Source organism: Streptomyces sp. NPDC047017, assembly GCF_040644175.1.
Classification (GTDB): domain Bacteria; phylum Actinomycetota; class Actinomycetes; order Streptomycetales; family Streptomycetaceae; genus Streptomyces.
Genome location: NZ_JBEYVW010000040.1, coordinates 1 through 18,731 on the forward strand (window position 1 = coordinate 1; position 18,731 = coordinate 18,731).

General features: G+C 74.5%; 17 protein-coding genes and 2 rRNA genes. 5 read left to right on the forward strand and 14 right to left on the reverse strand.

From position 1 onward, the window contains the following. Positions 1-142, reverse strand: a 142-nt coding sequence (locus ABZ858_RS36780) for a hypothetical protein (protein ID WP_361389285.1), incomplete at its 3' end; no start/stop codon positions are given. 503 nt (positions 143-645) lie between these two features. Here ABZ858_RS36780 and ABZ858_RS36785 point away from each other — a divergent pair. Together ABZ858_RS36785 and ABZ858_RS36790 are read left to right on the forward strand one after the other, a co-directional pair. Further along, complete coding sequence (locus tag ABZ858_RS36785; protein ID WP_361389287.1) at positions 646-2,448, forward strand: glycoside hydrolase family 15 protein; 1,803 nt, start codon at positions 646-648, stop codon at positions 2,446-2,448. Positions 2,449-2,517: 69 nt separating this feature from the next. Beyond that, positions 2,518-4,149 (forward strand): PucR family transcriptional regulator, encoded by a 1,632-nt coding sequence (locus ABZ858_RS36790; protein WP_361389252.1) that lies wholly within the window; start codon positions 2,518-2,520, stop codon positions 4,147-4,149. A gap of 12 nt (positions 4,150-4,161) precedes the next feature. Here ABZ858_RS36790 and ABZ858_RS36795 read toward each other — a convergent pair whose 3' ends face one another. The 6 genes from ABZ858_RS36795 to ABZ858_RS36820 all read right to left on the reverse strand — a co-directional run bounded on the left by ABZ858_RS36795 (position 4,162) and on the right by ABZ858_RS36820 (position 10,196). Next, on the reverse strand, positions 4,162-5,319 hold the full coding sequence (locus ABZ858_RS36795) for a glycosyltransferase family 4 protein (protein WP_361389255.1): 1,158 nt from the start codon (positions 5,317-5,319) through the stop codon (positions 4,162-4,164). Between the two features lie 179 nt (positions 5,320-5,498). Beyond that, positions 5,499-6,248, reverse strand: coding sequence for a hypothetical protein (locus tag ABZ858_RS36800; protein WP_361389258.1), 750 nt, complete (start codon positions 6,246-6,248; stop codon positions 5,499-5,501). A 47-nt stretch (positions 6,249-6,295) separates the two neighbouring features. After that, positions 6,296-8,047, reverse strand: a complete 1,752-nt coding sequence (gene recN, locus ABZ858_RS36805; protein WP_361389261.1) for a DNA repair protein RecN — start codon at positions 8,045-8,047, stop codon at positions 6,296-6,298. A gap of 121 nt (positions 8,048-8,168) precedes the next feature. Beyond that, positions 8,169-9,074 (reverse strand): NAD kinase, encoded by a 906-nt coding sequence (locus ABZ858_RS36810; protein WP_361389264.1) that lies wholly within the window; start codon positions 9,072-9,074, stop codon positions 8,169-8,171. Next, positions 9,071-9,886, reverse strand: a complete 816-nt coding sequence (locus ABZ858_RS36815) for a TlyA family RNA methyltransferase (protein ID WP_361389267.1) — start codon at positions 9,884-9,886, stop codon at positions 9,071-9,073. The genes ABZ858_RS36810 and ABZ858_RS36815 overlap by 4 nt, the downstream gene beginning before the upstream one ends. Positions 9,887-9,893: 7 nt before the next feature. Further along, the gene (locus ABZ858_RS36820; RefSeq protein ID WP_361389270.1) at positions 9,894-10,196 is read right to left on the reverse strand and encodes a hypothetical protein; all 303 of its coding nucleotides are present in this window, start codon (positions 10,194-10,196) and stop codon (positions 9,894-9,896) included. A 42-nt stretch (positions 10,197-10,238) separates the two neighbouring features. Here ABZ858_RS36820 and ABZ858_RS36825 point away from each other — a divergent pair, with 42 nt between their 5' ends. Further along, a complete protein-coding gene (locus ABZ858_RS36825) occupies positions 10,239-10,586 on the forward strand; it encodes an SCP2 sterol-binding domain-containing protein (protein WP_361389273.1) in 348 nt (115 codons plus the stop codon). A 24-nt stretch (positions 10,587-10,610) separates the two neighbouring features. On the opposite strand, the gene ABZ858_RS36830 is transcribed toward ABZ858_RS36825, so the two are convergent. From ABZ858_RS36830 to ABZ858_RS36845, 4 genes are all read right to left on the reverse strand, one after another. After that, complete coding sequence (locus ABZ858_RS36830; protein WP_361389276.1) at positions 10,611-11,468, reverse strand: ABC transporter ATP-binding protein; 858 nt, start codon at positions 11,466-11,468, stop codon at positions 10,611-10,613. Continuing rightward, entirely contained in the window at positions 11,465-12,544 is a 1,080-nt protein-coding gene (locus tag ABZ858_RS36835) for an iron chelate uptake ABC transporter family permease subunit (RefSeq protein ID WP_361389290.1), read from the reverse strand. The genes ABZ858_RS36830 and ABZ858_RS36835 overlap by 4 nt, the downstream gene beginning before the upstream one ends. 29 nt (positions 12,545-12,573) lie before the next feature. After that, the gene (locus ABZ858_RS36840) at positions 12,574-13,617 is read right to left on the reverse strand and encodes an iron chelate uptake ABC transporter family permease subunit (RefSeq protein ID WP_361389279.1); all 1,044 of its coding nucleotides are present in this window, start codon (positions 13,615-13,617) and stop codon (positions 12,574-12,576) included. Positions 13,618-13,774: 157 nt separating this feature from the next. Beyond that, complete coding sequence (locus ABZ858_RS36845; protein WP_361389281.1) at positions 13,775-14,803, reverse strand: HAD hydrolase-like protein; 1,029 nt, start codon at positions 14,801-14,803, stop codon at positions 13,775-13,777. Between the two features lie 73 nt (positions 14,804-14,876). Between ABZ858_RS36845 and ABZ858_RS36850 the strand changes: the two genes are divergently transcribed. Then, entirely contained in the window at positions 14,877-16,169 is a 1,293-nt protein-coding gene (locus tag ABZ858_RS36850) for a DUF1015 domain-containing protein (RefSeq protein WP_361389283.1), read from the forward strand. A gap of 68 nt (positions 16,170-16,237) precedes the next feature. Here ABZ858_RS36850 and ABZ858_RS36855 read toward each other — a convergent pair whose 3' ends face one another. Next, positions 16,238-17,071, reverse strand: coding sequence for a hypothetical protein (locus ABZ858_RS36855; RefSeq protein ID WP_361389292.1), 834 nt, complete (start codon positions 17,069-17,071; stop codon positions 16,238-16,240). 261 nt (positions 17,072-17,332) lie between these two features. On the opposite strand from ABZ858_RS36855, the gene ABZ858_RS36860 reads away from it, so the two are divergent. Continuing rightward, positions 17,333-18,304 carry a hypothetical protein gene (locus tag ABZ858_RS36860; protein WP_361389295.1) on the forward strand — a complete coding sequence of 324 codons (972 nt, stop codon included), beginning with the start codon at positions 17,333-17,335 and terminating at the stop codon, positions 18,302-18,304. A 131-nt stretch (positions 18,305-18,435) separates the two neighbouring features. Here the strand turns inward: ABZ858_RS36860 and rrf are convergent. Beyond that, positions 18,436-18,552 (reverse strand): 5S ribosomal RNA (gene rrf, locus ABZ858_RS36865). 105 nt (positions 18,553-18,657) lie between these two features. Beyond that, positions 18,658-18,731, reverse strand: a 23S ribosomal RNA gene (locus ABZ858_RS36870); the annotation flags it as partial.

An 18,731-nucleotide genomic window follows, 5' to 3' on the forward strand; every position in this document is an offset into this window, starting at 1 on the left:
CGACGCGCAGGCCGCGGGCCTTGAGCAGCATGCCCAGGCTGGAGGCGGTGAGGCCCTTGCCGAGCGAGGAGGCGACACCCCCGGTGACGAAGATGTGCTTGGTCGTCGTGGCTGTGCTGTTTCGAAAAGCAGCGGGCGGCATGGCCAAGAGGGGGCTCCCGTGGTCGCGGATTGTCGTGCGGTACGGCGGTCCGGCGCGGGGAACCCGGGTTCTCCGGCGGAGGTGCCGTCGCTGCGGTTCGGGGGTTTTCGAGCCCACCGGTCCACGGGCTACCAGGGTATCAGCGCCGGACGGGGACGGCTTCCGGCCACGCTCCGCGCACATGCGGTCACGTGCACACATTGCTTACGGTGTGCTCACCCGTTCGGCGCATACGGGTTGCCCGGAGCGGCACGCGCATCATTCACGTGCGTCGTATCCTGCTCGGACACTCGCTGCCGAGCCAGGCCGGCCGACACGGCACCACCCCGCCCGTGAGCACCGGAACAACGAGAGCTCGTCAGTCCGTTGGGCAGAGGCTGCCGATCGGCCCCCGGGCCGGCCGGCGGTCTGCTGGACCGCCCGACGACGCATTACAACGACCCCTTGACCGCACTAGCGACCGCCCCGTACGGGGTGACGTGGCCGTTCGACTGGAGTTGCACGTGGCCGGGCGCATCGAAGACTACGCACTCATCGGAGACATGCAGACCGCTGCCCTGGTCTGCCGGGACGGCACAGTGGACTGGCTGTGCCTGCCCCGCTTCGACTCGCACGCCATCTTCGCCGGTCTGCTGGGCAACGAGGAGCACGGCTTCTGGCGCCTGGGACCGGCGTACGCGGCCGACGCCGAGCCCCCGACCGCGACCAGGCGCGGCTACCGCGGCGACTCGCTGATCCTGGAATCGGAGTGGGACACCCCGCGCGGCACGGTCCGCGTGACCGATTTCATGCCCCCGCGCGACGGCGCCCCGCAGCTGATCCGCATCGTCGAGGGCGTCACCGGCCGGGTGCCGATGCGCTCCGCGCTGCGCATGCGTTTCTCCTACGGCCGGATCGTGCCGTGGGTGCACCGCCACGAGTCGCGCACGGTGGCGGTGGCGGGCCCGGACTCCGTGTGGTTCGACACACCCGCGGAGACCTACGGCGAGTCGCTGACCACGTACGCGGACTTCACGGTCGCGCCCGGTGACCGGATCGCCTTCACCATCTCCTGGCAGCCCTCGCACAAGGAGCCGCCACCGCTGCCGGAGCCGGAGCAGTCGCTGGAGGCCACGGAGGACTTCTGGCGCGAGTGGGTGGGGCACTGTACGTACCACGGCCCCTACCGGGAGGCCGTGGTCCGCTCCCTGATCACGCTCAAGGCGCTGACGTACGCCCCCACCGGCGGCATCGTCGCGGCCCCCACCACCTCACTGCCCGAGGACATCGGGGGCGTGCGCAACTGGGACTACCGCTACACCTGGCTGCGGGACGCGGCGATCACCCTGTCCTCGCTGCTGCGCACCGGCTACCGCGAGGAGGCCCGCGCCTGGCGCGAGTGGCTGCTGCGCGCGGTCGCAGGCGACCCGGAGAACCTGCAGATCATGTACGGCATCGCCGGCGAGCGCGAACTCGGCGAGGCAGAGCTGGACTGGCTGCCCGGCTACGAGAACTCCGCCCCGGTCCGGGTCGGCAACGGCGCCGCCCACCAGCTCCAGCTGGACGTCTACGGCGAGGTCACCGAGGCCCTGCACCTGGCCCACATGACCGGCCTGGCCCGCAACGACTACGCCTCCCTGCTCCAGCTCAAGCTGATCCGCTACCTGGAGAAGCACTGGCAGGAGCCGGACGAGGGCATCTGGGAGGTGCGCGGCCCGCGCCGCCACTTCGTGCACTCCAAGGTCATGGCCTGGGTCGCGGTGGACCGCACGATCAAGCTGCTGGAGTCCGGGGAGGCCGACGGCCCGCTGGAGCGCTGGCAGGAACTGCGCGACGAGATCCACCGGGACGTGTGCGAGAAGGGCTACGACAAGGAACGCAACACCTTCACCCAGTCCTACGGCTCCCGGGAGCTGGACGCCTCCCTGCTGCTGATCCCGCAGATGGGCTTCCTGCCGCCGGACGACAAGCGGGTCATCGGCACCATCGAGGCCATCCAGCGCGAGCTGTCCACCGCGGACGGCTTCATCCTGCGCTACCCCACCGACGGCGACCACGCGGGCGTCGACGGCCTCCCCGGCGACGAGGGCGCCTTCCTGGCCTGCTCGTTCTGGATGGCCGACGACCTGGCGATGATCGGCCGGGTGGACGAGGCCCGCAGGCTGTTCGAGAAGCTGCTCTCGCTCCGCAACGACCTCGGGCTGCTGGCCGAGGAGTGGGACCCGCGGCTGCAGCGCCAGGTGGGCAACTTCCCGCAGGCCTTCAGCCACGTCCCGCTGATCGACACCGCGCTGCGGCTGACGGCGAGCGGGGCCTACGGGGGCTGAGCGGCGCCGGGCCGGTACCGCCCACCCGGTACTGTCCCGGCTCCATTTCCCCAGGTAGCGTCCGCTTTCATGGACCGCAGACTCGACACCGAGGGCGCCGGCATCACGGTCCGGCGCGCCCTCGAACTGCCCGGCCTCCGCAGCGGCCTCCCGGAGGTCCTCGCCGGCGCGGACCGGCTGACCCGCACCGTCCGCTGGGTGCACGCCGGCGAGGTCCCCAACATCGCCTCCCTGCTCAAGGGCGGCGAACTCCTGCTGACCACCGGCTACGGGCTGGGCACCCGCCCCGCCGACCAGCGGGCGTTCGTGCGCACCCTGGCCGAGCGCGGTATCGCGGCCCTGGTCGTGGAGCTGGGCCCGCGCTTCGCCCGGCTGCCCGCCGCGCTCGTCGAGACGGCCCGCACCGCCGGTCTCCCGCTGGTCCAGCTGCACCGCGAGGTGCCGTTCGTCACGGTCACCGAGGAGATCCACACGGAGATCGTCAACGGCCACTACGCGCTGCTCCAGCGTGCCGAGGAGGTGCACCGCCGCTGCACCGGGGCGCTGCTGGGCGGCGGCGGGGTGCCGCAGGTGCTCGCCGTCCTGGCCGAGGCCGCCGGGAACCCGGTCTTCCTGGAGACCCCGGAGGGCCGGCTGCTGTACGCGGCCGGTGCCGGGCCGCAGGGCACGGACGCGCTCCAGGTCTGGGAGGGGCTGCGCGGCCCGCACAAGGACGTGCCGCCCCCGGCCGGCTCGGTCCTGGTGGACGTGCCCGGCGGCGGTCCGGGCGCGGGCGCGGTCCGGGCCCGCCTGGTGCTGCTGCCCGTGCGCGGGCCGCTCGCCCCGGTGCACCGCATGGCCGCCGAGCGGGCGGCCGGGATCCTCGCGGTGGTGCTGATGCAGGCCCGGCAGGAGGAGGAGCTGGCGGCGCGCGGGCGCGGCGACTTCCTCACCGATCTCGCCGAGGGCCGGATCACCGCCGAGGACGCCCCCGCGCAGGCCCGGGTGCTCGGCTTCAAGCCGGGCGCCGGGCCGCTGCTGCCCGTGGTGATGCGGCTGGGCGACGCGCTGGCCCCCGGGGGCGGCTGGGCGGTGCTGGCGCGCGCGGTCGCCGAGGAACTGGCCGCGGTGGGCGTGCCCGCGCTGCTGGGGGTGCGGCCGCTGGAGGGCCGGGTGCTGCTGCTGGTCGGCCTGCGCGCGGAGCCGGAACGGACGGCGACCGCGGACCGGGTCGCGGCCGCGCTGCGGGCCGGCGCGGAGCGGGCGGGGATGCGCCGGCCCGGCGGGCAGCCGCCGGTGGTGGTGGTCGGGGTGGCGGGCGGCTGGGCCGCGGCCTCGGCCGGGCTGCGGCACGCGGCCGAGACGGCGACCGCCGCGCAGGGGCTGCCGGAGCGGCCCTGGTACGACGCCCGCCGCCTCGACATCGACCTGCTGCTGTGGCGGCTGCGCGACCATCCGGACCTGGCGGCCTTCGTGGACCGCGCGATCGGCCCGCTGCGCGACCACGACCGGCGCTCGAAGCCACCGCTGCTGCCGACCCTCCAGACGTATCTGGCGCACGCGGGCCGCAAGGCGGAGACCGCCCGCGAACTGCACCTGAACCGGCAGACCCTCTACAACCGGCTGGCCCGCATCGGCGAGTTGCTCGGCACCGACCTGGACGACCCGCAGACGGTCCTGGCCCTCAGCCTGGCCCTGCGCGCCCAACGGCACGTCCCCTAGGGCCGGTCCCGGCTAGCGGCCCGGCGGCTGGGTCAACTCGTCGTAGACGCTGAGCACTTGGGCGACGGTCTCGTCCTCGGTGGGCCAGGTGGCGGCCTGCCGGGTGCCCCGTTCGCGCAGCGTCCGGCGGCGTTCGGGGTCGGCGAGCAGCCGTGCGACGGCGGCGGCGAAGGCCCGCGGGTCGCCGGGCGGGACGAGTTCGGCCGCCTCGCCCACGATCTCGGGCACGGCCGCGGTCCGCGCGGCGACGAGCGGCACCCGGGCGTGCAGGGCCTCCTGGGCGAGCACGGAGCGCGCCTCGGCGCTGGCGGGCAGCAGGGCGAGGTCGGCGGCGGCGAGCAGCTCACCGGCGTCCTCGCGCCGCCCGAGGAGCCGGACCGGCAGGTCCTCGTCCTCGATCCGCCGCTGCAACACGGCCCGCAGCGGGCCCTCACCGGCGATCACGACCAGCGGCGGCGGGTCCAGCGGGCGCCAGGCGCGGGCGGCGTCCAGCAGCAGTTCGTGACCGCGGTGGGCGTCCAGGGAGCCGACGGCGATGAGCAGGGGCCGTCCGGTGGCGCCCAGTTCGGCCCGCACCTTGGCGGACGGGCGGTCCGGGTGCGCGTACCCGGCGCGCGGCCGGGGCACGGTGACCGCGGCGAGCCGGGCGTCCCGGGCACCCCGGCGGCGGGCCCGGTCCACCAGCACGGAGGTGGTGCCGAGCACCACGGTGGCGGCCTTCGCCACCCGCTTCTCCAGCACGCGCAGCAGTTGCGCGCGGGGTCCTTCGGCGCGGGCGTGGTCGTGCCAGGTGACGACGAGCGGGGTACGGCGCCCGCTGAGGGCGAGCACCGCCCGGAAGGAGGCGTGCAGGCCGTGCGCGTGCACCAGGTCGGCGTCCGCGCAGGCGGTGCGCAGCGCGGCCACGGACACCGGGGCGCTGCTGCGCGGCACGGGTACGTGGTCGGCGCCGACCCCGGTGAAGCCGTGCACCCGGTCGGTCTCCTCGGGGGCGCACACCGTGACCCGCACGCCCCGGGCGACCAGCCCGGCGGCCAGCGACCGCACATGCCGTCCCCCGAGTTCTTCGAGCAGGGGGCGCTCCCAGCTCCCGGCGTTGCCGCCGCCCAGCACCTGCACGGTGCGCAGCGGCGACTGGCCGTGCGGTACGCGGCTGCTGACGGGGCTCACGCGGCCGGGCTCCTGGTTCGGTGTAGGGGGTGGTCACGGGTTTGGGGGATCACGGGGCGGCTCCAGCATGCCAGTACGTACGGGTGTTCCGGGCCCGCTCGGGGCGGCGGGCGCGTGGGGACGGCACGGCACGGCGGCCCAGGGTCACCCTCACGAGTGAAAGTGCGGTGTGGAGAGGCTCAGCGGGAGCGCACCAGTTCGCTCACCGTGCCGCTCCGGGCGGCTGCCGCCACGACCAGGAGGGCGTGCGCGAGCAGTGCGATGCGCCCGTTGCACACCACGGCGCTCACACCGAGTCCCGCGCCCAGGGCGTGCGCCCCAGTGTCACCGATCATCACGCGCTCCCCCAGGTCCGCGGGCAGCACGGCCGCCGCGGCCCCGGTGACGGCGGCGGCCAGTTCCGCGCCCGGCCCGCGCCGCAGCAGCCCGGGCGCGCCGAGCGCGAGCACCGCGGCGGCGGCCCGGCCGGGGCGTACGTCCACGAGGTTGACGGCGTGCGCGGCCCCGGCGATCACCACGCCCGCCAGCACCTTGTCCACCGGCCGCTCCGCAATCAGCGCGCCCGCGACCAGCCCGGCACCGCCGATCCCGAACAGCTTGACCGCGCCACTGGTGACCTCCCCGCGGCGCAGCGCCCCCAGGTGCGCCCGGAAACCGCGGCGCGGGTCACCGGCCCCGGCGATGTCGTCGTACGCGCCGCACGCCCCGGCGGCCAGTACGGCGAGGCCGGCCACCGGACGCACCCGCCCGGCGGCGAAGGCCACCGCGAGGGCCGTGGCGGGCCCGGCGTACAGCCCGACGGCCCGGCCCGCGTGGTTGGCCCGCTCCCAGCGCGCCCGCCCGCCGGGCGCACTCGCGCGCAGGACGGCGGTCCCGGCCCGGGTGAGCCCGGCGGCCAGGGCGAAGGGGACGGCACGGCGGAAGATCATCCCGCCACCCTACGCAGCCCCGCGTCCTAGCAGAGCAGCCCCGCGTCCTACAGGTCCGCCCGCGCGGTGGCGAGGAGTTCCTCGGCGTGCGCGCGGGCCGTCTCGGAGTCCTCCTGGCCGGCCAGCATCCGGGACAGCTCCCTGACCCGGTCCTCGCCCTCCAGCACCTTCACGCCCGAGCGGGTCACCGACCCGTCGTTCGTCTTCTCCACCAGCAGCTGCCGGTCGGCGAACGCGGCCACCTGCGGCAGATGCGTGACGACGACGACCTGCGCCGAACGGGCCAGCTTCGCCAGCCGCCGCCCGATCTCCACGGCCGCCTTGCCGCCGACGCCCGCGTCGACCTCGTCGAAGAGATAGGTCGGCACCGGGTCCGTGCCCGCGAAGACGACCTCCACGGCCAGCATCACGCGCGACAGCTCCCCGCCCGAGGCGCCCTTGGCGATCGGCCGGGCCGGGGCGCCCGGGTGCGGGGCGAGCAGCAGCTCGACCTCGTCGGCGCCGGACGGGCCACAGGCGACCGTGCGGCCGCCGACCTCGACGCCGTCCGGGTCCTCGGTCTGCCGCAGGTCGAAGGAGACCCGCGCGTGCGGCATGGCGAGGGAGGCCAGCTCGGCGGTGACGGCGGCGGCGAACCGTTCGGCGGCCTCGGCGCGCGCGTCGGTGAGCGCCTGGGCGAGGCCGCCCAGCTCGGCGCGGAGCGCGTCCCGCTCGGCGGTCAGCCCGTCGACGCGCGAGTCGTCGCCGTCCAGTTCGGTCAGCCGGGCGGCGCCGCGCTCGGCCCAGGCGAGCACCGCGTCGACGCCCTTGTCGTACTCGCCGTACTTGCGGGTCAGCGCGGTCAGCGCGGCCCGCCGCTCCTCCACGGCGGCCAGCCGCAGCGGATCGGCGTCCAGGTCACCGGCGTACCCGGCCAGTTCCCCGGCCACGTCGGCGAGCAGGATGCCGATCTCACCGATCCGGTCGGCGAGCGCGGCCAGCGCGGGGTCGTGCGCGCGGACGGCCTCCAGGGCCCGCTGGGCGCCCGCGACCAGAGTGGCCGCGTCGATGCCCTCGGGGTCCTCCGGGTCGCCCGCGAGAGCGCCGTGCGCGGCCGTCGCGGCGGAGGCCAGGGCCTCGGCGTGCCCGAGCCGCTCCGCCTCCTCGGCCAGTTCCGCGTCCTCGCCCGGGCGCGGCTCGACGGCGGCGATCTCGTCCAGGCCGAAGCGGAGCATGCCGGCCTCCTGTGCCCGCTCCCGCGCGCGGGTGGTGATCTCCTCCAGCTCGCCGGCGACCGCCCGCAGCCGCCGGTAGGCCCCGGCGTACTTGGCCAGCGGCACGGCGACGGCGTCACCGGCGTACCGGTCCAGCGCCTGCCGCTGCCGGGACAGCTTCAGCAGGCCCTGCTGGTCGGTCTGGCCGTGCACGGCCACCAGGTCGTCGGCGAGTTCGGCGAGCAGCCCCACGGGCACGCTCCGGCCGCCCAGGTGCGCCCGCGAGCGTCCCTCGGCGGAGACGGTACGGCTGATCAGCAGCGCCCCGTCGTCCAGCTCGGCGCCGGCCTCCTCGGCCCGCAGGACCGCCGCGGCGCCCGGGGGCACGGCGATCCGTCCCTCCACGACCGCCTTGCCGGCCCCGATCCGCACGAGCGCCGGGTCCGCGCGTCCGCCCAGCAGCAGTCCCAGGCTGGTGACCACCATGGTCTTGCCCGCGCCCGTCTCACCCGTGACCGCGGTGAAGCCGGGCGACAGCTCGACGACCGCGTCGTCGATCACTCCGAGCGACCGTATCCGCATCTCCTCCAACACGACCCCGACCATACGAGGTTTTGCTCGCGTTGTCCGACGCCGCCCCACCCGACCGGGGCCACCACGGCCCGTGACCGCCACCGGCACCGCTCGTTCACCGCTGGGGAGGCTGTTGCGGATGCTGCTGCGGAGGCTAGTGCGGCGCCCCCCGCCACCCCGAGACCGGCAGGGCGAACTTCGCCACCAGGCGGTCGGTGAACGACGCGTGGTGCAGCCGGGCCAGCCGCACCGGGACGGCACCCCGGCGCACCTCCACGCGGGCGCCCGGCGGCAGCTCGACCGTGCGCCGCCCGTCGCACCACAGCACCCCCGGCGGCACGTGCGGCAGCACCTCCACGGCCAGCACCGAGTCCGGCGAGGTGACCAGCGGCTTGGCGAACAGCGCGTGCGCGCTGATCGGCACCATCAGCAGCGCCTCGACCTCCGGCCACACCACGGGCCCGCCGGCGGAGAACGCGTACGCGGTCGAGCCGGTGGGCGTGGCGCACACGATCCCGTCGCAGCCGAACCCGGTCACCGGCCGCCCGTCGATCTCCAGGACGACCTCCAGCATCCGCTCGGCGGACACCTTCTGCACGGCCGCCTCGTTCAGCGCCCAGTCGGTGTGCACGATGTCGCCGTTGCGGTGCACGACCACGTCGACGGTCATCCGCTCCTCGACCTCGTAGGCGCGGGAGACCACCCGGTCGACGACCTTGTCCAGGTCGTCCCGCTCGGCCTCGGCGAGGAAGCCGACCCGCCCGAGGTTCACCCCGAGCATCGGCACCCCGGAGGCGCGGGCGAACTCCGCGCCGCGCAGCAGCGTGCCGTCACCGCCGAGCACGATCAGCAGCTCGCACCCGTCCAGGCACCGCGGGGTGGCCTCCCCCACCAGCTGCACCTCGGCCGGCAGCGGCAGGTCACGCGCCTCCGCCTCCAGCACACGCACCCCGATCCCGGAGCGCAGCAGTCCCTTGACCACCAGCTCGGCACTGCGGACGGCGGCCGGCCGTCCGGTGTGCGCCAGCAGGAAAACGGTACGAGCATGGCTCTTCGTCAACGCGGCCCCTCCGCCACTGCACGATCGACATCGGCCGGGTCCAGGGCGGGCGCCCCGGCACGCAGCCACAAGAAGTACTCGACGTTCCCGGACGGCCCGGGCAGCGGGCTGGCGGTGACGCCCCGCACTCCGAGGCCCAGCCCCCAGGCCCGGCCGGCCACGTCCCGCACGGCCTCGGCCCGCAGCTGCGGACTCCGTACGACACCCCCGCTGCCCAGCCGCTCCTTCCCCACCTCGAACTGCGGCTTGACCATCATCACCAGATCGGCGTCCGGCCCGGCGCACCGCGCCAGGGCGGGCAGCACCAGTCCGAGCGGGATGAAGGACAGGTCCCCGACGACGAGGTCCACAGGTTCGCCGTCGATCGCCTCCAGCGTCAACTCGCGTACGTTCGTACGGTCCTTGACGGTGACGCGTGCGTCCTGCTGGAGCGACCAGGCGAGCTGGCCGTAGCCGACGTCGACGGCGACGACGTGCGCGGCGCCCGCCCGCAGCAGCACGTCGGTGAAGCCGCCGGTGGACGCGCCGGCGTCCAGCGCCCGCCGCCCCCGGACGACGAGCCCCTGCGGCACGAAGGCCGCCAGCGCGCCGGCCAGCTTGTGGCCGCCCCGGGAGACGTAGTCGGGGTCGCCGTCGTCGGCCGTGACCACGATGGCGGCGGCGGTCTCCACCTGGGTGGCGGGCTTGGTCGCGACGGTCTTGCCGACGGTGACCCGCCCGGCGGCGATCAGCTGGCTGGCGTGCTCGCGCGAGCGCGCCAGCTTCCGGCGGACCAGCTCCGCGTCCAGACGGCGGCGTGCGACTCCTGCCACGTTCGGTTCAGCTCCCGGTTCGGTGGTACGGCGATGGCGGGACCGGAGGTCCCGGGCGGGCGTCGAGTGCGGTGAGCGCGTCGCGCAGCCGCCCGTGTACATCCTCGTACACCTCCAGATGACCCTCGGTGGCGAGGTGGTCCACGTCGCCGAGCCGCTCCAGGGCGGCGTCGGCCGCGGCGTCGCCGGTGGGGGCGCGGGGGACGCCGAGGGGGGCGGGCGCACCGGGCTCGCGGGCGGCTTCCGCGGCGGCCCCGGCCCGCGGCGCCGCCTCCGCCCCGGCCGGCGTCCCGGGCACAGAGTCGTTCATGCCCAGACGCTACCGCGAAGCGCTGGGGTACCGTCGGTCGCGATGGCCACGATCGAAGAGTGCCGTATCGCACTGGAGAAGCTCTCGGACAGCATGGCGAACGCGGAGGGGGACGTGCGCGACGCGACCGCCCTGGACCGCTCGGTCAGCTGTCACATCACGGATCTCGACGTCACCTTCACCGGCCGGCTCACCGGCGGCCGGATCGACGTGCGGGACACCGTCCCCGGGCCGCCGCCCGACAAGGCGCAGATCCGGCTCGCCATGACCGGCGACGATCTGGTCGCGCTGGTCGGCGGCGGGCTGAACTTCGCCACGGCCTGGGGCTCGGGCCGGGTGAAGCTGGAGGCGGGCCTGCGGGACCTGTTCCGGCTCAGAAAGCTCCTGTGACGCCCCTGGGCGTCCTCGCGCTGCTCACGGCGCCGCCACCCGTGCACGGGCCGTGCGCGCCGCAGGCACCACCAGCGGGGTCCCGGTCTCCGGGTCGTCGATGACCTGGCAGCGCAGCCCGAAGACCTGCTCGACCAGCTCGGCGGTGACGATGTCCTTCGGCGCGCCCTGCGCGATGACCCGGCCGTCGCGCAGGGCGATCAGGTGGGTGGCGTAGCGGGCGGCGTGGTTGAGGTCGTGCAGCACCGCGACCAGGGTGCGCCCCTGCTCCTCGTGCAGCTCGGCGCACAGGTCCAGGACGTCGATCTGGTGCTGGATGTCCAGGTACGTGGTCGGCTCGTCCAGCAGCAGCAGCGGCGTCTGCTGGGCGAGGGCCATGGCGATCCACACCCGCTGGCGCTGGCCGCCCGACAGCTCGTCGACGTAGCGCTCGGCGAGCTGGGTGACGCCGGTCTGCTCCATGGACTCCTGTACGACCCGCTCGTCCTCGGCCGACCACTGGCGCAGGATCCCCTGGTGCGGGTAGCGGCCGCGGCCCACCAGATCCCCGACGGTGATGCCGTCCGGCGCGGTCGAGGACTGGGGCAGCAGCCCCAGCGTCCGGGCGACCTGCTTGGCGGGCATCGACTGGATGACCTGCCCGTCGAGCAGCACCCGGCCGTGGCTGGGCTTGAGCATCCGGGACAGCGCCCGCAGCAGTGTGGACTTGCCGCACGCGTTGGGGCCGACGATCACCGTGAAGGAGTTGTCGGGTATCTCCACCGACAGCTGCTCGGCGATGACCCGCTGGTCGTAGGCGAGGGTGACGTTCTCGGCGGACAGGCGGCTCACGGTGCTCCTCGGGTCGTTCAGGGGGATGCTGCGGGCGTTCGAGCCGGTCATATACGGCCCTTGCGGCGCTCGGTGACCAGCAGCCACAGCAGGTAGGCGCCGCCGAGCACGCCGGTGACCACGCCCACGGGCAGCTGGTCGGCGCCGAAGGCGCGCTGGGAGGCCCAGTCGGCGGTGACCAGCAGGGCGGCGCCCATGCACAGGGAGGGCACGAGGTTGGGGCCGGGTGAGCGGGTCAGGCGCCGGGCGAGCTGGGGCGCGGTCAGGGCCACGAAGGCGACCGGTCCCGCGGCGGCGGTCGCGGCGGCGGTGAGGAGCACGGCGGAGCCCATCAGCAGCACCCGTACCCGCTCCACGCGCACACCCAGCGCGTAGGACACGTCGTCGCCCATCTCCAGCATCCGCAGCCCGCGCGCCTGAGTGAGGACGACCGGCAGGAGCACGGCGCACAGGACGAGCAGCGGCCACACCTGCGTCCAGTCCCGGCCGTCGAGCGAGCCCGTCATCCACACCACCGCGCGGGCCGCGTCGACGAAGTCGGCCTTGGTGATCAGATAGCCGTTGACGGCGGTGGCCACCGCGTTGACGCCGATGCCGACCAGCACCAGCCGGTAGCCGTGCACACCCTGCTTCCAGGCCAGGAGGTAGATGGCGAGCCCGGTCAGCAGGCCGCCCGCGAGCGCGCCGAGGGTGACCGCGCCGGCGCCGCCCGACAGCAGGACGATCACGACCAGCGCCCCGGAGGTGGCACCCTGCGAGAGGCCGAGCACGTCCGGGCTGCCCAACGGATTGCGGGAGACGGACTGGAACAGCGCGCCGCCCAGCCCCAGGCAGGCGCCGACCAGCAGCCCGACCAGGACGCGCGGCAGCCGCAGCTCGCGGACGATGTACTCCTGGCCCCGGCTGCCCCGCCCGACGAGCGTCCTGAGCACGTCGGAAGCGGAGATCGGGAAGTCGCCGGTGCCGATCAGCACGACGCTCGCGGCGAGCGCGGCCAGCAGCAGCACGACGACGACGGCGAGGGCCCGGACGTCCAGGCGCAGCGACAGCCCGCCGGGGCCGCGGACGGCCCGGGTGGTGCGCGCGGCGGTCGCGGCGACGGCCTTCTCCGCGGAAGCGGCCCGCACGGCGGAGGTGGTCTTCACAGAGGTGGTCTTCACAGCTGCGCCGTCCTCCGCCGCCGTACGAGCAGGATGAACACCGGGGCGCCGATCAGCGCGGTGACCACGCCGACCTGGACCTCGGCGGGCCGGGCGGCGATCCGCCCGATCACGTCGGCGCCGAGCAGCAGCACGGGCGACAGGACCGTGGCGTACGGCAGGATCCAGCGCAGGTCGGGACCGGTGAAGGAGCGCACGACGTGCGGGACCATCAGCCCGACGAAGACGATCGGCCCGCAGGCGGCGGTCGCGGCCCCGCACAGCACGGTGGCCGCGAGCATGGCCAGCGCCCGGGTCCGGTTGAGGTGGGCGCCCAGCGCGCGGGCGGTGTCGTCGCCCATCGCCATGGCGTTCAGCGGCCGGGCCAGCAGCAGCGCGAGCACGGTCCCGGCCAGGCAGAACGGCAGCACCTGCACGATGGTCGCGTTCGTCGCGGAGGCCAGCGAGCCCACCGTCCAGAACCGCATCTTCCCCAGCGCCGCGTCGTCCGTGATCATGACGGCCTGGAGATAGCCGTACAGCGCCGCGCTGATCGCGGTGCCGGCCAGCGCCAGCCGCACGGGGGTGGCGCCGCGGCTGCCGCCGAGGAACCACACCAGCGCGCCCACCGCGGCCGCGCCGAGGAAGGCGAACCAGACGTAACCGCTCAGGCTGGTCACACCGAGATACGTCATCGCGGTGACCACCGCGGCCGACGCGCCCGCGTTGATGCCGAGCACCCCCGGGTCGGCCAGCGGATTACGGGTCAGCGCCTGCAGCACCGCTCCGGCGAGACCGAGCGCGGCCCCGGCCAGCAGTCCGAGGACGGTCCGCGAGAGCCGCTCGCCGACCACGACGTCCCCGTACGTCCCCGAGTCCTGGAACAGGCCGTGCCAGACCTGGGCCAAGGACAGCTCCTTCGCCCCGACCGCGATACTCGCCAGGGCGACCAGCACCAGGATCGCGGCGGACAGGACGAGCCCGGCGGCTCGCAGCCCGCGGCGGGCCGGGGGCGCCGCGGCCATCGCCGCGCGCTGTTCTGGGGGACTGTCGGTCAACACCCGGTTAGGTTAACCTAACCTCCTGTACGCCTCGACAGGCCCGCACCGACAGCTCGTATCGACGGCCGGTACCGGGCAGGCAGTACCGGCAGCTCGTACCGAAGCCGGTGCCGCCGCCCGGCAGCCGCGCCCTCCCCGGCTCAGCGCCCTCCCCGGCTCACAGCTCCAGCCGGGCCAGCGCCTTCTCCCCGTCCAGCGCGCACGCGTCCTCGCCGCCCGCCGTCCACGCAGCCGCGCACAGCGCGCGCAGCCCGTCCAGCGGCTCCCCCTCGCCGGTCAGCTCCAGCCGGTCCGCGCCCGCCGAAGCCGTCCACCCGCCGCACCGGAACCCGTCACCCTCCTGGGCGATCTCCGGCTGCCCGGTCAGCAGCCCCCGCAGATCGGCGTCGACGTACGTCGGCCGGTGCTGCGGCGGCGCGGCCAGCAGCCCCGGCCCGTCGGTCACCCCGGTCAGCACCAGCAGCGAGTCCACCCCGCCGTTGAACGCGCCCTCGATGTCCGTGTCCAGCCGGTCCCCGACCACCAGCGGCCGCTCGGCGCCGGTGCGCAGGATCGTCTCCCGGTGCATCGGCGGCAGCGGCTTGCCCGCCACCTGCGGCTCCGCGCCCGTGGCGATCCGCACGACCTCCACCGCCGCGCCGTTGCCCGGCGCGATCCCGCGCCCGCTCGGGATCGTCAGGTCCGTGTTGGACGCGAACCACGGCACCCCGCGGTGGATGGCGTAGCACGCCTCCGCGAACCGCCCCCAGGGCAGGTCCGGCCCGCCGTAGCCCTGCGCCACCGCCGCCGGGTCGTCGTCGGCCGAGTCGACCGGTTCGAGCCCGCGCTCGCGCAGCGCCACCCGCAGCCCCTCGCCGCCGATCACCAGCACCCGCGCCCCCTGCGGCACCTGATCAGCGATCAGCCGGGCCGCCGCCTGCGCCGAGGTGACGACATCGGACGCCCGCGCCCGTATCCCCAGCTCGGTCAGGTGCCCGGCCACCGCGTCGGGGGTGCGCAGCGCGTTGTTGGTGACATACGCCAGGTGCATCCCGCCGGACCGGGCGGCGGCCAGCGAGTCGACCGCGTGCGCGATCGCCGCGCCGCCCGCGTACACCACTCCGTCCAGGTCGAGCAGGGCCGTGTCGTACGCCTCGCTCAGGGCCTGCCCACTGCCCTCGGGCCTCGTCCTGACGCCCTGGCTCATTTGGCATCTCTCCTCGTCGTTCCGGCTTTCCCCCGATCATCCCCCATGCCGCCCGCACACGTACGATGCCGGGATGAACACAGCAGGTCACTCGTCGGCAACACCCCGCCGCGGCCTCGACCTCACGCCGTTCCGAGGTCTGCGCTACGACCCCGACCGGGTCGGCAGTCTGGCCGCCGTGACATCCCCGCCGTACGACGTCGTCGTACGCCCCGACGGCCTGCACCACCTCCAGTCCGCCGACCCGCACAACATCGTCCGGCTGATCCTGCCCCAGGCCGGCACGCCCGCCGCCCGCAACGAACAGGCCGCCGACACCCTGCGCCACTGGCTGGCCGAGGGCATCCTGGCCGCCGACCCCGAACCGGGCCTGTACGTCTATGAGCAGCGCGACGGCGACGGCATGCTCCAGCGCGGGCTGATCGGCACCCTGCGCGTCTCGGACCCCGCCGAGGGCGTGGTGCTGCCGCACGAGGACGTGATGCCCCACGTCGTCGCCGACCGCGCCGCCCTGATGCGGGCGACCAGCGCCAACCTCGAACCGCTGCTGCTGACCTACCGCGGCAACGGCGCGACCGCCGCCACCAACGTGGTCATCGAACGCACCGCCGAACAGCCGCCGCTGCTGTCCACCACCACGGAGGACGGTTTCAGCCACCGCCTGTGGGCCGTCACCGACCCCGCCGAACTGGCCGGCATCCGCGCCGACCTGGCCGGGCACCAGGCGCTGATCGCGGACGGCCACCACCGCTGGGCCACCTACCGGCGGCTGCGCGCCGAGCACCCCTCCCCCAGCCCCTGGGACTACGGCCTGGTGCTCCTGGTCGACACCGCCCGCTATCCCCTGCGGGTGCGGGCCATCCACCGCCTGCTGCACGGCCTGCCGGTCGCGGAGGCCCGTGCCGCGCTCGACGGCCTGTTCCGCGTACGGCGCCTCGACATGCCGCTGCCCAAGGCGCTGGAGATCCTCGCGGACGCCGCCTGCGCGGGCAACGCCTTCCTGCTCGCCGGCGACGGCGCCTTCCACCTCGTGGACCGCCCCGAACCCGCCCTCCTGGCCCGTACGATCCCCGCCGACCGCCCGGCCGCCTGGCGCACCCTGGACGCGACGGTCCTGCACGCCACCCTCCTCGACCACGTCTGGCACATCCCCGAGGACGACCCGGCGCGCATCGCCTACATCCACGACACGGCCGCCACCGTGGCCAAGGCCGAGCGCGACGGCGGCACGGCCGTCCTGCTGCACCCGGTCCGCGAGGAGGTCGTCCGCGACCTGGCCCGCCAGGGCGTCACGATGCCCCGCAAGTCGACCTCGTTCGGCCCGAAACCGGCGTCGGGACTGGTCCTGCGCGCGCTGGAACCGTAGGAGCACGACGCGGAAGGGCGGGCCCCGGTCGCGATGCGATCGGGGCCCGCCCTCTGTCACAGCCGACGTCAGTCCTCGTCGGGACCCTCGTCGGAGTGGTCGACAGGGTGCTCGGCGGGATGCTCGTCGTCCTTGTCGGCGTCCGCGTCCGCGCCACGCTCGCTGTCCTCCGGCGTCACGGCGACGGTCGCGCTCTCAGCGTTCTCGCCACGCTCGCCGTTCTCGTCGAGCGCGTCGGTGAACTCGACACCGTCCAGCTCGGCCAGCCGGTCCGAGGCGTCGGTGCTGCCGTCCCGGTCGGCCTCGACGGCCTTGGCGAACCACTCGCGCGCCTCGGCCTCGCGGCCGACGGCGAGCAGCGCGTCGGCGTAGGCGTACCGCAGCCGCGCGGTCCACGGCTGGACGGAGCTGGACGCCAGCTCGGGGCTCTGCAGGGTCACGATGGCCGCGTCCAGCTGCCCCATGTCCCGCCGGGCGCCGGCCGCGACGAGCCGCATCTCGACCTGACCGGCCTTGTCGAGCTTGTGCACCTCCGGCGCACCGGCCATGTCCAGCGCCTTCTCCGGGCGCCCGAGTCCGCGCTCGCAGTCGGCCATGACGGGCCACAGCTCGGTGTTGCCGGTCATCCGCCGGGCGGCGCGGAACTCCGCGAGCGCCTCGCTGTACTTCTGGCACGCGTACGCGGCGAACCCGGCGGCCTCGCGTACGGCGGCGACACGGGACGCCAGCCGCAGGGCCACCCTGGAGTAGCCGTAGGCGCCCTCGGGGTCCTCGTCGATGAGCCGGGCGACCATCACCAGATTCCTGGCGACGTCCTCGGCGAGCGTCTTGGGCAGGCTCTGCAACTCCTGCCGTACGTCCTTGTCGATCTCCTCGCCGGTGACCTCCTCCGGGATCGGCAGCCGCTTGACGGGCTCCCGGTCACGGTCACGGTCCCGCTCGTCGCGGAAGCGGCCACCGCCACGGCGGTCGTCCCTGCGGTCGTCCCGCCGGTCGTCACGGCCCCGGTACCCACCGGGCCCACCGAACCCACCGGGGCGGCCACCGCGGTCGTCGCGGCGGGGGCCACGGCTTCCACGGTCGTCGCGCCGGTCGTCGCGCCGGTCGTCGCGCCGGTCGTCGCGCCGGTAGGCGGGACGGTCACCACGGTCGCGCTCGCCCCGGTGGTCGTCACGACGGTCGTCACGGCGGAAGGCGGGGCGGTCACCGTCACGGCGGAAGCCGCCACGGTCACCGCGGTCACCGCGGTCGCTGTCGCGCCGGTCGTCGCGGCGGTCGCTGTCGCGGCGCTCATCGCGACGGTCGTCACGGCGGTAGGCGGGGCGGTCACCGTCACGGCGGAAACCACGGTCACGGTCGTCACGACGGCCACCGAAGCCACCACCGTAACCACCACGGTCACCTTCACGCCGGTCATCCCGGCGATCGTCACGCCGGTCGTCACGACGGTCATCACGGCGGAAAGCCGGCCGGTCGTCACTGCGACGGAAGCCGCCACGGTCGGGACGGTCCGAGCGCTCGTCACGGCGGCCGTGGCCGCCACGGTCGTCCCGGCGCCCGTAACCACGGTCGTCGTCACGGCGGAAGGCGGGGCGATCGCCGTCACGGCGGAAGCCGCCACGGTCACCGCGGTCGCTGTCGCGCCGGTCGTCGCGGCGGTCGCCGTCGCGGCGCTCATCGCGACGGTCGTCACGGCGGTAGGCGGGGCGGTCACCGTCACGGCGGAAACCACGGTCACGGTCGTCACGACGGCCACCGAAGCCACCACGGTCACCCTCACGCCGGTCATCCCGACGATCGTCACGTCGGTCGTCACGACGGTCATCACGCCGGTCATCACGGCGGAAGGTCGGCCGGTCGTCATGACGACGGAAGCCACCACGGTCGTCCCTGCGATCGCCGCGGTCGCCCCGGTCGTTGCGCTCGCCGCCCCGGCGGTCATCGCCACGGCGGTCATCGCGGCGGCCGTAGCCGCCCCGGTCGTCGTCACGGCGGGGGTAACCCGGGCGGTCTCCACGGTCGTTGGGCCGGCGCGGGCCGCCTCGGTAGCCACCACGGTCACCGCGGTCACCACTGTCCCGGCGGCGCTGATCGCGCTCCGGACGCTCGTCGGGAGAGTTGGTGGACATCGGTGACTCCTGTCTTCGGTACCGCAAAACATTCTCGCGCAGCCGGGTACCCGGCGCGCTCCAGACTGTGTGGTGCAAAACAAAAAAGGACCCCTGGTCCCAGCTGAACGCTGGTGACCAGGGGTCCTCCAAAGATTGTTCGGCGGCGTCCTACTCTCCCACAGGGTCCCCCCTGCAGTACCATCGGCGCTGTAAGGCTTAGCTTCCGGGTTCGAAATGTAACCGGGCGTTTCCCTCACGCTATGGCCACCGAAACCCTAATGGTTTCGAGCGAACAAGCACACTCTTCAATTGTGAGTTCAGCTCAAAGCCGACAACTGTTCGTTGTCTCAGAACTTACACAGTGGACGCGAGCAACTGAGGACAAGCCCTCGGCCTATTAGTACCGGTCACCTCCACACGTTACCGTGCTTCCAGATCCGGCCTATCAACC

Excerpts from the sequence above, each read along its gene's own strand:
- ABZ858_RS36790 (WP_361389252.1), top strand. The coding sequence starts at position 2,518 with ATGGACCGCAGACTCGACACCGAGGGCGCCGGCATCACGGTCCGGCGC.
- ABZ858_RS36800 (WP_361389258.1), bottom strand. The coding sequence starts at position 6,248 with ATGATCTTCCGCCGTGCCGTCCCCTTCGCCCTGGCCGCCGGGCTCACC.
- recN (WP_361389261.1), bottom strand. The coding sequence starts at position 8,047 with ATGGTCGGGGTCGTGTTGGAGGAGATGCGGATACGGTCGCTCGGAGTG.
- ABZ858_RS36820 (WP_361389270.1), bottom strand. The coding sequence starts at position 10,196 with ATGAACGACTCTGTGCCCGGGACGCCGGCCGGGGCGGAGGCGGCGCCG.
- ABZ858_RS36825 (WP_361389273.1), top strand. The coding sequence starts at position 10,239 with ATGGCCACGATCGAAGAGTGCCGTATCGCACTGGAGAAGCTCTCGGAC.
- ABZ858_RS36830 (WP_361389276.1), bottom strand. The coding sequence starts at position 11,468 with ATGACCGGCTCGAACGCCCGCAGCATCCCCCTGAACGACCCGAGGAGC.
- ABZ858_RS36845 (WP_361389281.1), bottom strand. The coding sequence starts at position 14,803 with ATGAGCCAGGGCGTCAGGACGAGGCCCGAGGGCAGTGGGCAGGCCCTG.
- ABZ858_RS36850 (WP_361389283.1), top strand. The coding sequence starts at position 14,877 with ATGAACACAGCAGGTCACTCGTCGGCAACACCCCGCCGCGGCCTCGAC.